Raw genomic sequence first — 18,940 nt, 5'->3', positions numbered from 1 at the left:
GGTGCTTTTTTTATTGAGTCGCTCCCCTAAAACGCAAGAGACATGTGCAAAGTCTGGTTAGTCACCTATTTGTCAATCTGCACCAAACGTGAACCAGCGCTATTTGTTTACTAGGGCTATTTGTTCATCAGCACAAAAATGCCTAGGTTGAAAGAAGTACGAATTGTTGCAAGCCCCATAGCAAAATAGAAACAGTAACCGATACAATAGGACCATCGCGTCTTATTGACACGGTTACGCACATCGCGGACGTAGATATCGAACGTTACGACACAGGAGATCCCATGGCAGACATTCAACTCCCCTCACAAAAACGGATTCCAAGCTTAGGGCTAGGCACTTGGTATATGGGTGAAAACAAATCCCAACGCCAGCAAGAAGTCGCCGCATTACGTTTTGGCATTGAGTACGGCGCCAAGCTTATTGATACTGCGGAAATGTATGGTGAAGGCGAAGCCGAACTGATTACCGGTGAAGCCATGCGTGGTTATCGTGACAACATTTATCTGGTCAGCAAGTTCTATCCTCATCATGCCGGTCGCAAACAGGTGATTGCAGCTTGTGAACGCTCACTACGCCGCTTAAACACCGATCACTTGGATTTGTATCTGTTGCACTGGCGCGGCTCGGTGCCTTTTACCGAAACCTTAGAAGCGCTCTATCAACTGCGAGAACAGGGCAAAATCATCGATTATGGTGTCAGCAACCTTGACCTTGACGACATGCAAGAGTGGTGTGATGAAGACCACCTTGGAATGACAGCAACCAACCAAGTTCTTTATAACCTGAAACGTCGCGAAGCAGATTATGCACTGAAGCCTTTTATGGAGAGTAAACACATTTCGTTGATGGCCTATTGCCCACTCGACCAAGGCCACTTGCTACAACATCCGGTACTAAGCCAGCTAGCTGAACGCCATAATGCCACAACGGCTCAAATAGCATTAGCTTGGTTACTGGCTCAACAAGGCGTGATTGCTATTCCGAAATCAACTCATGAAGAAAGAGTGAAAGCGAATTTAGATGCAGCCAATTTGACCCTTTCTCACCAAGACCTTCAGCTCTTAGAAGAGGCATTTCCGATGCCCTCTAACGCTCGTGGTGGTCGACTGCAAATGCGTTAACATGTAATAAGAAATGAGGCAGTGATTACCACTGCCATTTTTATAGGAAAATAGTCTTACTTTTGTATTACGTTTCCTACAGTTTTAAGTGAAGTTATTTTTGATAACCGGCTAGCGACACGATTGCGCCCAAGCTTTTTAGCTTCATAAAGATAGAAGTCCGCTTCAGCGATGGTTCTCTCTAACTCAAGAGGCGCTTCATACATTGCCACTCCAAGGCTTACGGTAATTCTTCCTACTTCGGGGAAGGTAAAGCTTTCAACCGATGCTCGCACTTTCTCCGCTAAAATTTCAGCATCTTGCAGTGTAGTTTCAGGGCATACGATCATAAACTCCTCGCCACCCCAACGCCCGACTTCATCAACCACTCTCGTGCTGTTGTTAAGCATAATCGCCAATTGATGTAATACCTTATCCCCCGTTAAATGCCCATAGGTGTCATTCACACGCTTAAAAAAGTCGACATCCAGCATGATAACGGAAAAAAATGTACCATAGCGCCGCGAGCGAGCCTGCTCTTGAGCTAAACATTTATCTAATTTGGCACGATTATAAATTTCGGTTAGAGAGTCCATTTCTGCGAGCAGTTCGAGACGCTTTTTCTCGGTTTTATCGGTTGAAACCGACATATATCCTGTTAACTTACCGTTTTTATAAATAGGAATGACGGTGCTAAATAGCCAGAATTCACGGCCACTTCGAGTAACGTTATGAAACTCTCCCTGCCACGACAGGCGCCGACTCAAGGTATCCCACATATCTGAACTTTGGTGAGTGTTCTGCCCAAAACTCAAAATACTTGCTCGCTGACCAATTAAGTCTTCACGCGGGTATTCGCTCAAAATAGAAAACGCCGTATTACAATTAGTAACCACACCCAATAGATCGGTTTCTATCACCGGGACATACTGGTCCATAATCTTTAAATATTGATTCCGCTCTTTTGATACTCGTTTTAAACTCGACACCATGCGGGATGGACTGATAGCCAATAACGATCCAAACACCGCAGAAAAGAGCAAGACGACCAAAGAAATATCAATGATGTAATCGTGGATTTCTTCGTTACGCTCGTCGAGAAAAGACTGAGCAGCACGACTATAAAGCGTGATTCCTTGGTTGTTGTTAATTGCCGCAACTGAATGACTCGCCCATCCTATATCATGTAGTTGTTTATTTGAGATAGATGCAGGCAAACCAACCGCAGTAGTAAAGCGTAGTGATTTTGAGTTATGTTGATTATCACCCGTAGATGAAGCAATCAAAAAACCCTGCTTATCAACCACAAAAAGATCTAACGCATTATTGGTTGTCATAACTCGCAGCAACATGTCCATATCAAGAAACAACCCGACATACCCTATCACTTCGCCAAATCCAGCCTTTTTTACAGGAGAAAGCACTAACATGACATGATTGTTGGGGTGATCCGGAAACGAGTAGTCCTGTGACGGAGTAACTGGAGAGTAATACTCACGCTGTCCTTTTGCCCAGTGCAAAGAATTTGGTTCGAAACGTGAATGGCCAACCGAAAGTGTATCTTGGCGAACATGATTAAATCGGTTGGTATAGTAAGCAACTAAGACATTACCTTTTGGATCGTAAAGTTCAGCGCGATATTGACTGGTTGATGAAGAAACCGACGTTGCCATCCAATGACTGACCGTTAACAAATCATCATTATTGTGATGCATGAAATAACGATGCAACTCAATACTTCCAGCAACACTCTGTACTGGCATGGTGCCCGCTTCCATAAAATAACGAGCCACCATGTCCACTCGATTTTGTTGGAACTGCGTACTTTCATCTATTGAATTCTGAATAAATGACTCTGCATGTCGGCTAAGCAAATATAGAGAAACAGAAAGAATGCAAACAGCAAATAGAAAAAAGCTGGTGATAAATTTCCAGTAAATACGTTCCTTGAACACACACTCCCCTTAATGTGATGAACTTCCAAGCTCCAGAACGGGCATAGACAAGGTCCACATTGGTAATCGTATTTCCTATTGTACTGAGGTGGTTACAAAGAAAACAATAGATTTTTCGATTAAAAATACGCCAAACTAATTTCGCTTTGAATTCGCTTTTCAAGTGCGTGATATCTTGTTAGTTTGAGGTAATTTTTATTTTTGAGTCACGTCCATGAAGATATTTAGCAATTTTGAAAGTGGTAATATCGAGGTGGTACACGCCGAAGAACCACTTAATATTCAACTCACCATACCCAAAGACAATCAATCTGAATTTGCCCAATGGTTTCACTTTCGTTTAGAAACAACGGCACAGGTCCAACATCGTATTCAACTGCTTAACCTGTCCCAATCGGCTTATCCTGAAGGGTGGGAAAACTACGACATGGTCGCCTCCTATGACCGTCAAGAGTGGTTCCGAATTCCTTGTGAATTTGATGGCGATACACTAACCACCACCTTCATCCCCGAATTTGGGTCAATCTATTTTGCCTACTTTGCGCCTTACAGTTATTCACGCCATTTAGATTTAATTCATCAAGCCCAAATGAGCTACCTATGTCAATTAGAGACACTCGGACAAACTCTTGAAGGTAATGACATGTCGCTGCTGACCATTGGTGAACCTGATGATGATAAAAAACGTATTTGGATTACCGCCCGCCAGCACCCCGGTGAAACCATGGCCGAATGGTTTATGGAAGGCTTAATCGAGCGTTTATTAGATGAATCCGATACCGTAGCGCGAGCGCTGCTCGACAAAGCCGTGTTCTATATTGTGCCGAACATGAATCCTGATGGCAGTATTCGTGGCCACCTTCGTTGCAACGCGATTGGCGTTAACCTTAACCGAGAATGGCAAACCCCATCGCTCGAACGAAGCCCTGAAGTCTATTACGTTCGCGAACGTATGCTGCAAACCGGCTTAGACATGTTCCTTGATATTCATGGTGATGAAGCCCTTCCCTACAACTTCGTTGCGGGAAGCGAAGGTGTTCCTAGCTACAACCAACGTATTGCCAATTTAGAGCAGCTGTTTAAACAAGCGTTATTAACAATCACCCCAGAGTTTCAAGATGAGCACGGTTACCCGAAAAATGCGCCGGGCGAGGCAAACCTGCTGATTGGCTCAAAATGGGTTGCCGAACAATTTAACGTGCTTTCCTATACCATTGAAATGCCGTTTAAAGATAACGACAACCACCCTGACGAGCTGTATGGTTGGTCACCAGAACGCAGTAGCGCCTTTGGTGCAGATACGCTTGCGGCAATATTGCAAGTGGTAGATAAGATTTAATCAGCACTGCGTCGATAAAGCTGCAAAAACAGAGAGGACGCCATCGCGTCCTCTTTACTTATTTTGAACTGAATCGCTTATCTTGCTATGAATCTCTTAACTTACTTTGAATCGAAGCAGCCAGATACAATCACTACTCTTTTTCTAGTGAAAACAGCAGCGCGGTTTCTGGGTCCATTAACGGCATAGCCAGCCCAACTTCAGCTAGCCACTCCCCCGTCAGCACTGTCGATTCTTTCATCCACGTCGGTTGTCGATTGACAATTTGATGAAGGCCAACTGGCTCATCAACCACACAAATTCGATAACTTGCTTGCGGGTCAAGTCCCGGTAGACGCAATACACCAGAGAGGGAATAAGTGCCCATTGCCGTTTGGGTGATATTAACTAAGCCTAACTCTTGGTCTTCACTGAGTACCATCACGCCTTGTTGCGCTTTACCGTCTTCAAGGGATAGCCGATAAGTGATACCGGAATGCAACAAGCCACGCCAGGTTTTATGTAGCTCAACATAACGTCGATAATCGGCTTTTTGCTCATCGTTTAAGGTGACAGGATCAAGCTCAAGCCCCATGTGACCGAGCATAGCCGTTAAACCGCGAATACCAAGCGCATGAGTGCGTCTGGTGGTATGGCTGTGTTCTGCGCCAATATGTGACCCCATCACTTCCGGTGGGAAGAAGTAGCTCATACCACGTTGAATTTGTTGCCGCTCCAGTGCATCGTTATTATCCGACGCCCAAAAACGGTGGGTCCGTTTCAGCACTTCAAAATCAATTCGACCGCCACCAGCTGCGCACGATTCAATATCCACATCAGGGTGTTTTTCTACCAGTTTATCGACCAAACGATAGTATTGCTCCACTTGGCCGATACCTGAAGCCATATCTCGATGTGCAGGCTGGACGATTTCGCGGTTCATATCCCACTTAATGTAATCAATCGGATAATTGGTTAAAAAGCTATCCAAACGCTCGAAGAGATAATCAAATACCTCTTGTTGCTGTAAATCGAGTACATACTGATGACGCCCCGTCGGCGCATCGTAGCCTTCAACCGCTAACAGCCAGTCGGGGTGAGCGCGATATAAGTCGGACTGTTTATTGATCATTTCTGGCTCAAACCACAAGCCAAACTCCATTCCTAACCCATGAACATGTTCGATTAACCCATGGATGCCTTCAGGGTACTTTTGTTTGTCAATAAACCAATCGCCTAAGGATGACGTATCATCATCGCGCCCCTTAAACCATCCATCATCAACAATAAATCGTTCCACTCCGATTTCAGCAGCGGCAGTCGCCATCTTTTTAATGTACTCAGGATCATGTTTAAAGTAGATCCCTTCCCATGTATTAAGATGAACTGGGCGCGGCTTAGTAAGGCGTTCGCCCAAAATAGCGTGACGTACATGCTCGTGAAATTGCTGGCTCATACCATTTAAGCCACCAGCGCTGTAACTGACATATAAGGTCGGCGTGCTGATGCTTTGAGCCGGCTGAAGGTAAATTTCCCCCGGCAGATACAGCGCTTCTGCTTGCAGCACACGTCGCCCATCCGCTTTCACGTCAACCCGCATGCGGTGGTTACCACTCCATGCTAAATGAGCGCCCCACACTTCCCCATTTTGCTCGCCAAAGCCTTGCGGCCCCACCATTAAGGCAGGGTAATGCTCATGAGAAGTACGACCGCGGCGGTTTTCTTGGATATACCCGCCCGCCTCAATCAAGGTGCGAGTTTGTTGAAACTCTTTTACCCAACGACCAAAGTAAGAGAGCACTTCATTGGCTCTGGCAGGTAGCGGCAGAGTATTGGTTAACCGTGTCACACTGTAACCTTGCTCACCGTCATTGGTGAGCGTTTGACGCATCTGCAACACATCATCACTATCAAGTTCAAGTTCAACCACCAGACTTAACTGGGCGGTTTCGTCACGACTGGCCAAGATCAGCTTAGTGTCTTCTTGCTTTACCTCTTGCAGAGTAAACGCTGGCGCCCACGCCAGCCCGTTTCGATGCCCTTCTAATCCTGGAGAGCCAAATGCCCCTCTCGCCAGCTGCGGGTTAAGGGAGACTGGCACATCGACGTCCAAACGACCATAAGGAATCGCCCGAGCAATGGCTGCTAATTCGGTCAGTGATACTTTGTGTTGCAGACGCTTACCATAATAAACAATCTCCGCGACATCACTCACTTGCACGATCAACTGACTGCGAGTACCACACAGTTGATACACTTCTTGACTCATTATTTTTCTCCTGCGTTAGGCTCGGCAACAAAGCTCACTTGGTAATGGTAGTGCGGTGCTTCAAGTAAAAATGCTTGGTGGACACTCGGTGTCCATGAATCATCCCCGCCGATGCCCATATGGAAGCCATCCAAAGAAAGATAAATATGTGGCTCAGCATGAAGTTCATTGGTGTGTTTTGCTTGTTCCAAATTCGCCATACTGTAACGACTGGCAGCAAAATGAAAATGGCCTTTCATGGTTAATGCACCAATCGTCAGCTCTTTAGTATCGCAGCGTAACCCATTGTCACTTGGGAAGATATAGTCAGTGTGAAGCTCTGCTAATGGACGATGGTAGCGACCTACTCGCGCCGCTAGTTGGCGGTCTGGGTAGTTTTCGTGCGGCCCACGGCCAAACCAACTAACATGGTCAGTTAAAGGAATGGCGCAAGTCATACCGACTCTCGCTAAACTTGGCAAATCAGCATAACGGGTAACGTTCACATCTACCGTCATAACCCCTTGTGCATCGATGGTGTATTGCCACACGCTACCCAATACCTTATGTCCAATGGCGTAGTGGTCAAACTTAGCCACCACTTGCACTTCATGAGCCAGTGTTTGATAAGTAAACTCGCTGCAGTGCGCTTCAAGGTGATCAAGCCCGGCCTTTTTCCAGCGCGCCATCCAGCTATTAGGATCGGGCCTATCTACTTCACTTGTGCCGATATCATTATCCAACGGCGCACGATAAAAACTATCGGTTAATGGCGCAACTAAAAGGGCTTGGTCATGGGCCATCCATTGGGTCAAATAACCGGAGTGACGGTCGAAATGCCATTGATTTTGCAAAGTGCTAATAAGAAGTGATTGCTCACTTTCGGTCACATTCAACTGCCCATCAATACATGGAATTCGTGTTTTAGGATAGGCAACTTTCACACACTGTTGGAACTCAGCCACACTGTGGCCAGCACTCGCCCAGGCCGTTTCACGTGCCAACATAATGTCGACATTCAGATGATAAGCACTTGCCTCTTTCCACCCTGTTTTATCAAACGTCAATGGAATTTCCACTGAGCTTTGCGGTGCAATCTCAAGTGGTGACTCACCAAACCCAATCTCTACGCCATCTTCTAACAATGACCAACGGCACAGCAAGGCTTCGCTGGCAAAGAGATGCTCACTGGTTATCTTCAACGCTTTTTGCCCATCGTAGGCCATTTGGTAAAACTGCTGAGCGCGTTTCGCTTCGAGCAAAGTTGGATGCGGTGTTCTATCAGGCCAAATCAAGCCATTGATGCAGAATTGACGGTCATTAATTTCGTCGCCAAAATCGCCACCATAAGCCCAGTAGTGTTTCCCTTGGTCATCCCATTTTGAAATGCCTTGGTCAACCCAATCCCAAATGAATCCGCCTTGTAGGCGTGGGAAATCGCGAAATGCTTGCCAGTAATCACTGTAACTGCCAAGACTGTTACCCATCGCGTGAGCGTATTCACACAAAATCAAAGGACGCTGCTCACCGGGATGACCAATCCAATCTTTTATGGCGTATTTCGGGTTGACCCCTCCTTGGTGTTGATTTACTCGCGCGTACATCGGACAGATGATATCGGTCGCAGCACTGTTCGCACCACCACCTTCATATTGAATAGGACGTGAAGGATCGCGCTGTTTTGTCCACTGATACATAGCGTGGTGGTTAAAACCAATCCCCGATTCATTGCCTAGCGACCAAATGATGATGGACGGATGGTTTTTGTCTCGTTCAATCATGCCCATCATGCGCTGCATATAAGCGTGGTTCCACTGAACATCGTTCGACAAACGACACATTGGGAATTGCCCATGGGTTTCCACGTTGGCTTCGTCCACGACATACAAACCATATTGGTCACACAACTCATACCAACGGGGATGATTTGGGTAATGGGAAGTACGCACCGCATTAAAGTTGTGCTGTTTCATCAGCACAATGTCTTGAATCATGGTCTCTTCATCAACGAAATGACCGGTTTCTGGATGATGTTCATGGCGGTTTACCCCACGAATCAGCAAAGGCTGACCGTTCACTTTGAGCAAGCCATCTTCAATGCATACTGAGCGAAAACCGATGGTAAACACCTCACTTTCAACAGGTTCGCCTTGTTTGTCTAATAGGCTCACGACACAGCGATACAAATTGGGCGTTTCCGCTGTCCACTTAGCCGGAGCTTCGACAATAAAGTGCTGCTCAACCTTATCGTGCCAACCACCTTTTTCATCCACATCAAAGGTGTGTGTCCCCGTAAGGTTAGCCCCTTGCAGGGTGACTTGTTCCCCTTGTGCATCATATAGGGCAACCTCAACACAATGGTCACTGGTTGCAGCGGTTAAGGTGGTGGTAATGTCCAATATGCCATCGCGATATTCTGGACTTAGGCTGGGGCGAATAAACACATCCTTGATGGCGAGTTGCGGTTTTTGATACCAAAAAACGTCACGGAAAATCCCACTAAGCCACCACATGTCTTGGTCTTCAAGATAAGAACCGTCGGACCAACGCAGCACCATTACGGCAATTCGGTTGCGACCCAATTGCAGATGTTGTGACACATCAAATTCTGCGGGTAAACGACTGTCTTGAGAGTAGCCGACCCACTTTCCGTTACACCATAGGTGAAACGCTGAATTGACCCCTTCAAACACTAAGCGGCTTTGCTCTACACCAAGAGAATCGACCTCGAAGTCACATGCGTAGCAGCCCGTTGGGTTTTCCTCTGGGACATAAGGCGCTTTATCTGGAAACGGGTATTTAACGTTGGTGTAAATCGGCTTATCAAACCCTTGCATTTGCCAGTTACCCGGCACCTTAATCGCATCCCATGCGCTGAGATCAGTATCAGGTTCAATAAACGCTGCTTCCACCTTCTCCGGAGCAGAGTAGAGTTTAAATTGCCACTTTCCATTGAGGTAATGACGAGAAGAGTGCCTTTTATTTAGCGCATCGTCCGCACTGCGATAACTGTGCAGCGGTGCATGAGGGGCTAGTGTACCCAACTTCACCACGGATGGATTTTGCCACTCTTGGCTTGCGATAATATCGTGAAAATTTCGCATAGTAGAAGACCTCATAACGACGAATAAAGGGGGGACGAACCGCCTCCCCCTTTTACTATTTTTATAACTTGGAATTTGTATAACTCTTTTCGCATAATCATGATGTTAACTAAGGCTTATCCCTAGCCACTGATTACGCGGTTTTTTCTGTTGCGGGATGAAGTGAAGACTCAGCCTCTGCTTCACCTTCTGGACGAGTAAAACCTTCATGCAGTTTGTAGTAGCGTTTATAGATAATGGCACTGAGCACCATCATGATGGTTGGCAAACCAATCATCATCATGTTTAAGCCAAACACTGTGCTATCACTTTGGGCGACATTCGGTACATAACCGATGGCAGATAGCCCTACACCTACAATGAATGCACCTGCTGCACCAGCAAATTTCACCAACATGGTTTGAACTGAGAAAATAACGCTTTCGGTACGACGACCAATTTTGTATTCGCCATAGTCCACCACATCGGCCAACATAACGGTTTGCAATGCGTTCGCAATCCCAACCCCAAACTTGATTGCCGCCCCAGCTAGACCAATCAACAGAGTATTACCCGGAGCAAGTAAGCTCATTGCAAGTAGCAACAAACAGGAAACCACAGGTAAGCCACAAGCAACCACCCACAGGTTCTTACGTGGCAAGATCGCAGCCAGACGAGGGAAGAGGAATACCCCAGCAACTTCGGCGCCGCCGGCAATCATCATATACACTGGGAACAACTCGGCATTGCCCATGGCGTAAGTGAAGTAGTAAATCGCAAAACCACCCACCAGCAAGTTGGCAATTTGGAAGCTCAGTACGGTCGCGATCAATGCTTTTAGCTGATCGTTACCACCAATAATATGCAGCGTATCTTTCAAGCTGAATTTTTCAGCTTTAGTCGATACCACCACTTTTTCTTTCACGTTTTTAAAGGTGAGTAATGCGCTCAAGATAAACAATACCGCAATGATACAAGCGACATTGAAGAAGCCTTGACCTTGGTCCCCGTTACCTAAATCTTTGACGATCAGCAAGCCGTAACTACCGACAATAAACCACGCGATACTGGCAAATAGACGCGGCCATACCACCAGCTTTTCACGTTCACGACGAGAATCGGAGATCGCAGGAATCATTGACCAGAAAGGAATATCCATGATGGTGTAAGTCAAGCCCCACAAAATATAAATGGCTGCGGCATACACATAGGCACTCGTACCGGTAAACATATGTGTGCTAAACAGTGCGATCAGCACAAATGCGTTAATCACCGTACCAATGACAATCCAAGGACGGAACTTACCAAAACGTGAACGGGTGTTGTCGACCACAATCCCCATCATCGGGTCGGTAATCGCATCAACAATACGTGCAGCGAGGAACACTGTACCGACAAAGGCAGCCGAAAGACCGACCACATCGGTAAAATAAAACATCAAGAAAATGTAGATAGGCGCACAGGCAAGATCCTTACCTAATGCACCAAGGCCGTAGGACGCCTTAGTTTTTAGAGTGATATGGGTAGGTTTCATAGAGTAAGAGCCTTTATATGTTTTTATGATGTAAACATTATGTTTAACTCTCAAGGCAAATTCTGTGATCCCAACGCCAGCAAATGGAAACGTTTCCACAAGGTACTCAGAAAGAGGAACAGCTCACACTTTTTCACTCTACTCGCTGTATTTATTAGAAAAAATATGGATTTAAAGAAAAGAACCGCGATCAATATCACAATCGAACCGTGCAATATTCATCATGGATAAAGGGGTTAGGAGAATAATGGGTAAAACGTTAACATTTTAACGATATCATCACTCGCATAAGCGATCATCAAGTCATGAAAGAAAAGGAACTACTCTGCCCTGTCAGCACCTGAGCTGCATTCGCCAATAGCAGAGCATAAACGTCAATCAGTCAACTTACTCTTTCAGGGAATCATTAACGATTTAGCCATATGAGTTAGTTGCTCTTTTGGGCACTCAAAAACGCTTCCATGGCTACCACGGTTTCTTGGCTACAATGGTGCTCAATACCTTCTGCATCGGCACGGGCATTCGCCTCTGGTACGCCTAAAGCAATTAAGGTTTCGAACACCACGTTATGGCGGTGCGCAACTTTCTCGGCGAGTTCGCGCCCCTTGTCGGTGAGAAACACACCGCGGTATGGCATGGACTCAACTAAGCCTTCTTTTTTCAGGCGAGTGATGAATTTAGATACCGCGGCAGCACTGACACCAAAACGGGCGGCAAGATCGGCACTGCGAACCTCACCATGGGTTTGGAAAAGGTCCGCAATTTCTTCAACATAGTCCTCCACCAGCTCACTTTGGTGGTCTTCTTTGGTCTTATTAAAATAGGCGCTCTGTTGTGATTTCGGCATGATAATTAAGCTACAGTGTAGAAAATGACATACACATTTAAGCCTATGATTAAACTACAAATCAAGCCTCCAAGCGCAGTAATCCATTTTTTATTGACCATCTCGCCCATCACAGAGCGTTTCGAGGTAAAGGTCAGCAGTGGAATCAGCGCAAATGGGATACCAAAACTCAGTACCACTTGACTTGCGACCAAGGCTTTTTGCTCTGATACCCCCAGCATAATCACGGCTAACGCAGGAATCATGGTGATCAAGCGACGTACCCCAACCGGAATGGTAAAGCGCACAAACCCTTGCATCAGTACCTGACCAGAAAGCGTGCCAACAATCGATGAAGATAACCCCGCCAATAACAAACCAACACCAAAGATAATACTGGCCGCTTGCCCTCCCATAAGCGGAGATAACAGTTGGTAACTTTCAGAAATGGTTGCCACATCTTGATGACCACTGTTATGGAATGTAGACGCTGCTAACGCCAACAGTGCCATATTCACTAAACCTGCCAGCGCCATGCCGATGATCACATCCCAACGATAGTAGCGAGCGACAGTATTTTTCTCAGACTGATTACGTACTTTGATTCGGTTTTGCGCCAACGCTGAATGAAGGTAAATCACGTGCGGCATTATGGTTGCGCCCAAAATACCTGAAGCAAGATAAATGGCATAGCTATCAGGAAATGAAGGAATAAGCAAACCTTGTGTTAATGCGGCCATATCTGGGCGACTAAGTAACAGCTCTACCCCAAACCCCAAAGCGATTGCCATGATCATGGCACCAATTAAGATTTCCATTAATCGGAAGCCGTATTTTTGCAGCAGCAACGCAGCATAGGTGATTAGCCCGGTGAGCAGTGCTCCATACATCATCGGGATATCAAACAGCAATTGAAACGCCAATGCCGCGCCTAAGAATTCAGCCAAATCGGTCGCTATAGCAACGATCTCAGCTTGAACCCAGTAAAACCAAACCACTGGGCGTGGATACCGATCGCGAATCACTTGCGCAAGGTTCTGCCCAGTTGCTAAACCCAAACGGGCCGACATACCTTGAATCAACATCGCCATCAGGTTCGCCGCTAACACCACCCACAGCAGGGCGTAACCATAACGAGCACCTGCTTCAATGTTGGTGGCAAAATTGCCTGGGTCAACATACGCAACCGCTGCAATCAAGGCTGGCCCAAACATAACGAGCCAACTAAAGCGCGCAGCTTTACCTTGCAATACGTGACTTGCTTGAAATTGGATAGAAGAATTTGAAATAGATTGCAGCATTAAACTCACCTCACATAAGTTAACCTTGGTTAACATCCTTATCTTCGGTTAAAACAGCGCTTAAAATCCAATCGTTTTTCCCAATCGAAATGATAACTTTTATCAATTAAGTTTTTACTTGATAACTTGCTAATGTGCTACAGCCGCACCAACAACGACTGACGACGCCAGCGAATGCCACCCAGATCACAGGGAATATTTGCCCTTGATTCCAAATATTGCGATTTCCCCGAAAAGCAAAAAATCCACTCCGTAAAGCAAAATTTTTTGTTAATGACTCATCTACATTTGCGTTAAGAAGTGCGTTTTTTCACACGTATTGATGCTTCTCCCTACCGCATCTTTAGTGCTTCTTAACATTCATCAAACCTAATTAAATCAATTATAAAAATGCAACTGAAGGATAGAAAACATGAAAGTTACTCATTCTCTTTTTACGTTGAGTGCGATAGCTGCTGCCTTGTCTTTGGCAACCAACGTTACCGCTAAAGAAACGGCTCATCATAATCAGCACAGCAAAATGACCGCGGAAAAACTGGCAACAAAGTTGGTTAAAGAGATGACCATCAACGAACGTTTGAGTCTGCTGGTGGGTCCCGGTTATGGCGTAGATGGGACCAACGCGTTAAAAAGTGTCTCTGGTACCGCTGGGTACATCAACGGGGTGCTAAATAGCGACAGTGGTATCGATTTACCTGCTGCCGTACTGTCCGATGGCCCTGCAGGGATTCGTATCGACCCAACTCGCGACGACGACTCTGCAACCTATTACGCAACGGGTTTTCCTGTCGGTACGCTCCTCGCCTCCACTTGGGATCCCAAATTAGTTAAAAAAATTGGTAAAGCCGTGGGTCAAGAGGCTTACGCGTATGGCGTCGATTTTTGGCTTGCTCCGGGGATGAATATCCAACGCGACCCGCTTAACGGACGTAATTTTGAATATTTCTCCGAAGATCCTCTAGTGACAGCCAAAATAGCGGAAGCGGAAATCGACGGGGTGCAATCACAAGGAGTGGGCGTCACCATTAAACACTTTGTTGCTAATAACTCCGAAACCAATCGTATGAACGTGGATAACATTATTTCTCCACGCGCACTACGCGAAATTTATCTGCGTGGCTTTGAAGATGTGGTTGAAAATGCCGACCCTTGGGCATTAATGACCAGTTACAACAAGGTTAATGGCACATACACTTCGCAACGTTATGATTTGATAACACAAATTCTGCGTGGCGAATGGGGCTTTAGTGGTTTAGTCATGAGTGACTGGTATGCAGGCGATAGCGCCGTTGCTCAAACTAAAGCGGGCAATGACTTGATTCAACCCGGAGGGACAAATTTAGTTAGTGGTGAAGCTCAGCTTAGTGCCCTAGAGGCCGCCTATGAAGCTGGGGAATTGGATGAAAAAGTGATCACGGCTAACGCCATTCACATTGTCACCCAAATGATCAAAACCCCATCTTACGCACGCGTTACGCCAAGCAACACACCTGACTTAGATGCGCATGCAACACTGTCTAAAGAAGTGGCTGAAGCCGGTATGGTGCTGCTGAAAAACAACGGTTCTGCCCTACCGATTGCCAGCGGTACTAACGTTGCTTCATTCGGTATTGCTCAATACACCACACGTAAAGGCGGTACAGGTAGTGGCGATGTCAACAGTGCTCATGTGATTGATATCGCCGACGGCTTAGCATCTCAATTCACCGTTGACAGCACGTTGCAGAGTCTCTACAGCACTTGGTACACCAACAATCGAACAACAGAAAGCGACTCACTTGGCGTCAGCACTACCTACTATTGTGATGAATTGAGCTTAACCGATGCGCAAATATCACAAGCAGCTGAAGATGATGATATCGCCGTTATCAGTATTTCCCGTGTCGCAGGTGAAGGTAATGACCGCACGGTCACCGAAGGTGACTACTTACTCTCAGAAGATGAATCCAATTTGATCAGCCAAGTCTCTACTGCTTTCCACGAAAAAGACAAAAAAGTGGTGGTGGTTCTGAATATTCCGGGTGTCATTGATACTGCGTCTTGGCGTGACAATGTGGATGCTATCTTGTTGGCTTATATGCCTGGACAAGAAGCAGGTTATGCGATTGCCGATATCCTAAGTGGCGAAACCAATCCAAGCGGTAAATTAGCTCAAACCTTCCCTATGGATTACCAAGATGTCCCATCAGCCAGCTCATTTGCCGGTGTGGATACCGATGGTGACGGTACTATCGATACCAACTACTATGATGATGGTATTTTAGTCGGCTATCGCTACTACACCACCAACGATGTGGAAGTCGCTTATCCATTTGGCTATGGCTTGTCTTACACCAAATTTGCCTACAGTCACCCAGTGGTTCAACTCAATAGCGTTGGTGATAAGGGTAAGAAAGGCCATCTAAAACTGAAAGTGACCGTAGCAAACACTGGCGACACCGCAGGTCAAGAAGTAGCGCAAGTCTACATTTCTGCACCACAAAATGGCCTCACCAAACCACGCTATGAACTTAAAGCGTTCGCCAAAACTCACACTTTGCGTCCTGGTGGCAAACAAACCTTGCACTTCACAATACCAACTCGTTGGTTAGCAAGCTTTGATGCGGCGAATCACCAGTGGGTAGTCGCCTCAGGTATGTACAAGGCGTATATCAGCCCATCGTCCGATGTCTCTGATATTGCACCGCTGACATTCCGCGTTAAAAAAGCGGTGATCATTCCAGCAACCGAAGGGGCTTTAGATCTACCAGCAGACATTCAAACCAATGCAACAGGTGGTATTCTAGTGCCATAAATATGGGACATTACCTGAGTTAGATCACACTAACTTACTGATAAATTGGGTCATTTTTTTGATAAGGAAAGATGACCCTTTCCGCATTTCCTACATATTCCCCCAAACGCAAAAAATTGCCCCCAAATGCAAAGAAATAGGTTCAACAATCCGTTTTGATAATAGCTGTTCTCACCTCCTATGGGTGATGCTTTGGTGATCATCTTGCCCCTAACTAAATGACCGAAAGATGCAGAGTACATTCTCGCTGAAACCGCATCTGGAGGTATAAATACTATTAAAATGAAAGGATATTAGAATGGAATGTCGCAATAACTATCGTCTGAATTCAGTCGCTTTAGCGGTCGGTTTAGGCTTGGTCATGGGATTGAGTGGCTGCAGCTCAACTCCAGCAGAAACCGATCAAGCCGCACGAGAAGCAGCCCAAAAAATGGTGAGCAATATGACCATGGATGAGAAACTCAATATTCTCGTTGGTCCGGGCTACCATGCAGATGGCATCAACGCCAAAAATAAAGTACAAGGTACAGCTGGCTACATTAATGGCGTTAATAATCCAGCAGAAGAAATCGATTTGCCAGCGGTCGTCTTGGCAGATGGCCCTGCCGGTATTCGAATTGATGCGAATCGTAAAGACGACCCTAACACCTACCACGCGACAGCATTTCCGGTCGGGGTACTGCTTGCATCCACTTGGGATACCAAGCTCGCCGAGAAAGTGGCGGAAAGTGTAGGTCAAGAAGCCAAAGCCTATGGGGTCGATTTTTGGCTTGCTCCGGGAATGAACATTCAACGTAACCCGCTAAATGGTCGCAACTTCGAATACTATTCTGAAGATCCCCTAGTGACCGCGAAAATCGCTGAAGCCATTACCGATGGAGTACAAAAAGAAGGCGTTGGCGTCACGATCAAACACTTGGTTGCCAACAACTCTGAAACCAACCGTTTTAACGTAGACAACATTATTTCCCCACGCGCACTGCGCGAAATTTATCTACGTGGTTTCGAAGATACAGTAGAAACGGCTCAACCTTGGGCGATCATGTCTTCGTATAACAAGGTAAACGGAGAGTTCACCTCGCAACGCCGCGACCTACTCACCGACGTATTACGTAATGAGTGGGGCTTTAGAGGTTTGGTCATGAGTGATTGGTTTGCTGGCGACAACTCCGTCGATATGATCAATGCCGGTAACGATGCGATTCAACCGGGTGGCGTCAACCTCATCACTAAAGAAGATCACCGCGCTGCGCTAGAAAAAGGCGTTAAAGACGGCTCATTAAATGAATCAGACATCAATTTAAGTGTTGAACGCATCGTAACCCAAATGCTCAAAGTCCCAGCCGCGGAACAACAGCCTTTAACCAATCAACCAAACTTGGACAAACACGCGATTATTTCTCGTATGGCTGCAGAAGAAGGCATGATTCTGCTTAAAAACCAAGACAATGCGCTACCTCTACAAACCAAACAAAGTGTCGCTATGTTTGGCATTGCTCAGCAACTCACTCAAAAAGGCGGTACGGGTAGCGGTGATGTTCACCCAGATCATTTGATCACCATCACCCAGGGAATGTCGGCTGAATTTAATCTTGATCAGGACTTAATGAAAGAATACCAATCTTGGTATCTGAAGAAACGGGTGAAACACACTGGCAAATTTGGTATCAGTACAACATATAGCTGTAACGAACCACGGCTCACCTCAGCACAATTTACCCAAGCCGCCAAAGACAATCAGAGCGCGGTCGTTACCATTTCTCGTATGGCGGGAGAAGGAACAGATCGTCAGGTAAGAAGAGCCGATTACCTGTTAACTCATGATGAAACCCGCTTAATTAAAAATGTCTCTCAAGCATTCCACGCAGTTGGGAAAAAGGTCATTGTCGTGCTCAACATTCCAGGCGTGATTGATACCTCTTGGAGCAAACATGTCGATGGAATCGTGCTGGCTTACATGCCAGGCGAAGAAGCAGGTTACGCGGTAGCCAACGTATTGTCAGGCAAAACCAACCCAAGCGGCAAGCTAACGCAAACCTTCCCACTTAACTACAGCGATGTTCCTTCTGCTCAGAGTTTCTTTGGCCAAGATACTGACAACGATAAGGAAGTTGACACCAACTACTATAACGAAGGGATCATGGTAGGCTATCGCTATTACACAACCGCCAATAAACCAGTCGCTTATCCGTTTGGATATGGACTGTCCTACACTCAATTCCACTACGACAACGCCCACGTTAAAAGCAATACCTTAAATAATGTGGGAGCCAGTGGAACTGTATCGCTTTCTGCCACCATCGAGAACACTGGGAGGAGTACAGGTAAAGAAGTCGCTGAAGTTTACATCAAAGCGCCACAAGGCAAGTTGGTGAAACCTGCGATTGAACTCAAAGCCTTTGCCAAAACGGAAGCACTCGAACCAGGACAAAAAGAGACACTCTCTTTTACTATTCCAGCCAAATGGCTAGCAAGCTTTGATGACAAAGCCAATCAATGGGTCATTGAACCGGGACAATATCAAGCCTATATCGCCCCTTCCTCTGATATTACAGGAATCAAACCGCTTAACTTTAGCGTGAAAAAAACTGTGATTGTGGCAAACACGACACCAAATGCCTTGGCACTGCCTAAAGGCTACAAAGAAGATAACGCTGGCGGAATCGTTATCAAATAACCCCCGCCTCACCCCAGAAAAGGCGCACACTCCACAGTGTGCGCCTTTATTTTCTACGCAGAATACATCGGCGCCTTACCTAAGAGCGAATCCGTTCTCAC

At 46.1% G+C, this 18,940-nt stretch carries 10 protein-coding genes; 4 read left to right on the top strand and 6 right to left on the bottom strand.

All coding sequences use genetic code 11. The annotated features are described in order from the left end of the window. Positions 1 to 284: 284 nt before the first annotated feature. Positions 285 to 1,124 (top strand): aldo/keto reductase, encoded by an 840-nt coding sequence (locus JCM16456_RS05455; protein WP_068713104.1) that lies wholly within the window; start codon positions 285 to 287, stop codon positions 1,122 to 1,124. A gap of 56 nt (positions 1,125 to 1,180) precedes the next feature. On the opposite strand, the gene JCM16456_RS05450 is transcribed toward JCM16456_RS05455, so the two are convergent. Continuing rightward, positions 1,181 to 3,058 (bottom strand): sensor domain-containing diguanylate cyclase, encoded by a 1,878-nt coding sequence (locus JCM16456_RS05450; protein ID WP_068713102.1) that lies wholly within the window; start codon positions 3,056 to 3,058, stop codon positions 1,181 to 1,183. Between the two features lie 214 nt (positions 3,059 to 3,272). Between JCM16456_RS05450 and JCM16456_RS05445 the strand changes: the two genes are divergently transcribed. Beyond that, the gene (locus JCM16456_RS05445; RefSeq protein ID WP_068713100.1) at positions 3,273 to 4,397 is read left to right on the top strand and encodes a M14 family metallopeptidase; all 1,125 of its coding nucleotides are present in this window, start codon (positions 3,273 to 3,275) and stop codon (positions 4,395 to 4,397) included. Between the two features lie 133 nt (positions 4,398 to 4,530). On the opposite strand, the gene JCM16456_RS05440 is transcribed toward JCM16456_RS05445, so the two are convergent. From JCM16456_RS05440 to JCM16456_RS05420, 5 genes are all read right to left on the bottom strand, one after another. Further along, positions 4,531 to 6,645, bottom strand: coding sequence for an alpha-galactosidase (locus JCM16456_RS05440; RefSeq protein WP_068713098.1), 2,115 nt, complete (start codon positions 6,643 to 6,645; stop codon positions 4,531 to 4,533). After that, positions 6,645 to 9,728, bottom strand: a complete 3,084-nt coding sequence (locus JCM16456_RS05435) for a beta-galactosidase (protein WP_068713096.1) — start codon at positions 9,726 to 9,728, stop codon at positions 6,645 to 6,647. Before JCM16456_RS05435 ends, JCM16456_RS05440 begins: the two co-directional genes overlap by 1 nt. A gap of 133 nt (positions 9,729 to 9,861) precedes the next feature. Then, positions 9,862 to 11,241 (bottom strand): melibiose:sodium transporter MelB, encoded by a 1,380-nt coding sequence (gene melB / locus JCM16456_RS05430; RefSeq protein ID WP_068715903.1) that lies wholly within the window; start codon positions 11,239 to 11,241, stop codon positions 9,862 to 9,864. A gap of 427 nt (positions 11,242 to 11,668) precedes the next feature. After that, positions 11,669 to 12,088 (bottom strand): manganese-binding transcriptional regulator MntR, encoded by a 420-nt coding sequence (gene mntR, locus JCM16456_RS05425; protein ID WP_068713094.1) that lies wholly within the window; start codon positions 12,086 to 12,088, stop codon positions 11,669 to 11,671. Positions 12,089 to 12,093: 5 nt separating this feature from the next. Then, positions 12,094 to 13,368, bottom strand: coding sequence for an Nramp family divalent metal transporter (locus JCM16456_RS05420; RefSeq protein WP_068713092.1), 1,275 nt, complete (start codon positions 13,366 to 13,368; stop codon positions 12,094 to 12,096). Positions 13,369 to 13,780: 412 nt separating this feature from the next. Here JCM16456_RS05420 and JCM16456_RS05415 point away from each other — a divergent pair, with 412 nt between their 5' ends. Then, positions 13,781 to 16,162 carry a beta-glucosidase gene (locus tag JCM16456_RS05415; RefSeq protein ID WP_068713089.1) on the top strand — a complete coding sequence of 794 codons (2,382 nt, stop codon included), beginning with the start codon at positions 13,781 to 13,783 and terminating at the stop codon, positions 16,160 to 16,162. Between the two features lie 298 nt (positions 16,163 to 16,460). Next, positions 16,461 to 18,839 (top strand): glycoside hydrolase family 3 C-terminal domain-containing protein, encoded by a 2,379-nt coding sequence (locus JCM16456_RS05410; protein ID WP_068713087.1) that lies wholly within the window; start codon positions 16,461 to 16,463, stop codon positions 18,837 to 18,839. The last annotated feature ends 101 nt before the right edge of the window (positions 18,840 to 18,940 follow it).

It is taken from the genome of Vibrio tritonius (assembly GCF_001547935.1).
Taxonomy (GTDB): Bacteria; Pseudomonadota; Gammaproteobacteria; order Enterobacterales; family Vibrionaceae; genus Vibrio; species Vibrio tritonius.
The sequence above is the reverse complement of the archived record's forward strand: the minus strand, read 5'-3'. Positions and strand labels throughout refer to the sequence as shown.

Coding starts and splice junctions, on each gene's coding strand:
- JCM16456_RS05455 (WP_068713104.1), top strand. CDS start 285: ATGGCAGACATTCAACTCCCCTCACAAAAACGGATTCCAAGCTTAGGG.
- JCM16456_RS05445 (WP_068713100.1), top strand. CDS start 3,273: ATGAAGATATTTAGCAATTTTGAAAGTGGTAATATCGAGGTGGTACAC.
- JCM16456_RS05440 (WP_068713098.1), bottom strand. CDS start 6,645: ATGAGTCAAGAAGTGTATCAACTGTGTGGTACTCGCAGTCAGTTGATC.
- JCM16456_RS05435 (WP_068713096.1), bottom strand. CDS start 9,728: ATGCGAAATTTTCACGATATTATCGCAAGCCAAGAGTGGCAAAATCCA.
- melB (WP_068715903.1), bottom strand. CDS start 11,241: ATGAAACCTACCCATATCACTCTAAAAACTAAGGCGTCCTACGGCCTT.
- mntR (WP_068713094.1), bottom strand. CDS start 12,088: ATGCCGAAATCACAACAGAGCGCCTATTTTAATAAGACCAAAGAAGAC.
- JCM16456_RS05420 (WP_068713092.1), bottom strand. CDS start 13,368: ATGCTGCAATCTATTTCAAATTCTTCTATCCAATTTCAAGCAAGTCAC.
- JCM16456_RS05415 (WP_068713089.1), top strand. CDS start 13,781: ATGAAAGTTACTCATTCTCTTTTTACGTTGAGTGCGATAGCTGCTGCC.
- JCM16456_RS05410 (WP_068713087.1), top strand. CDS start 16,461: ATGGAATGTCGCAATAACTATCGTCTGAATTCAGTCGCTTTAGCGGTC.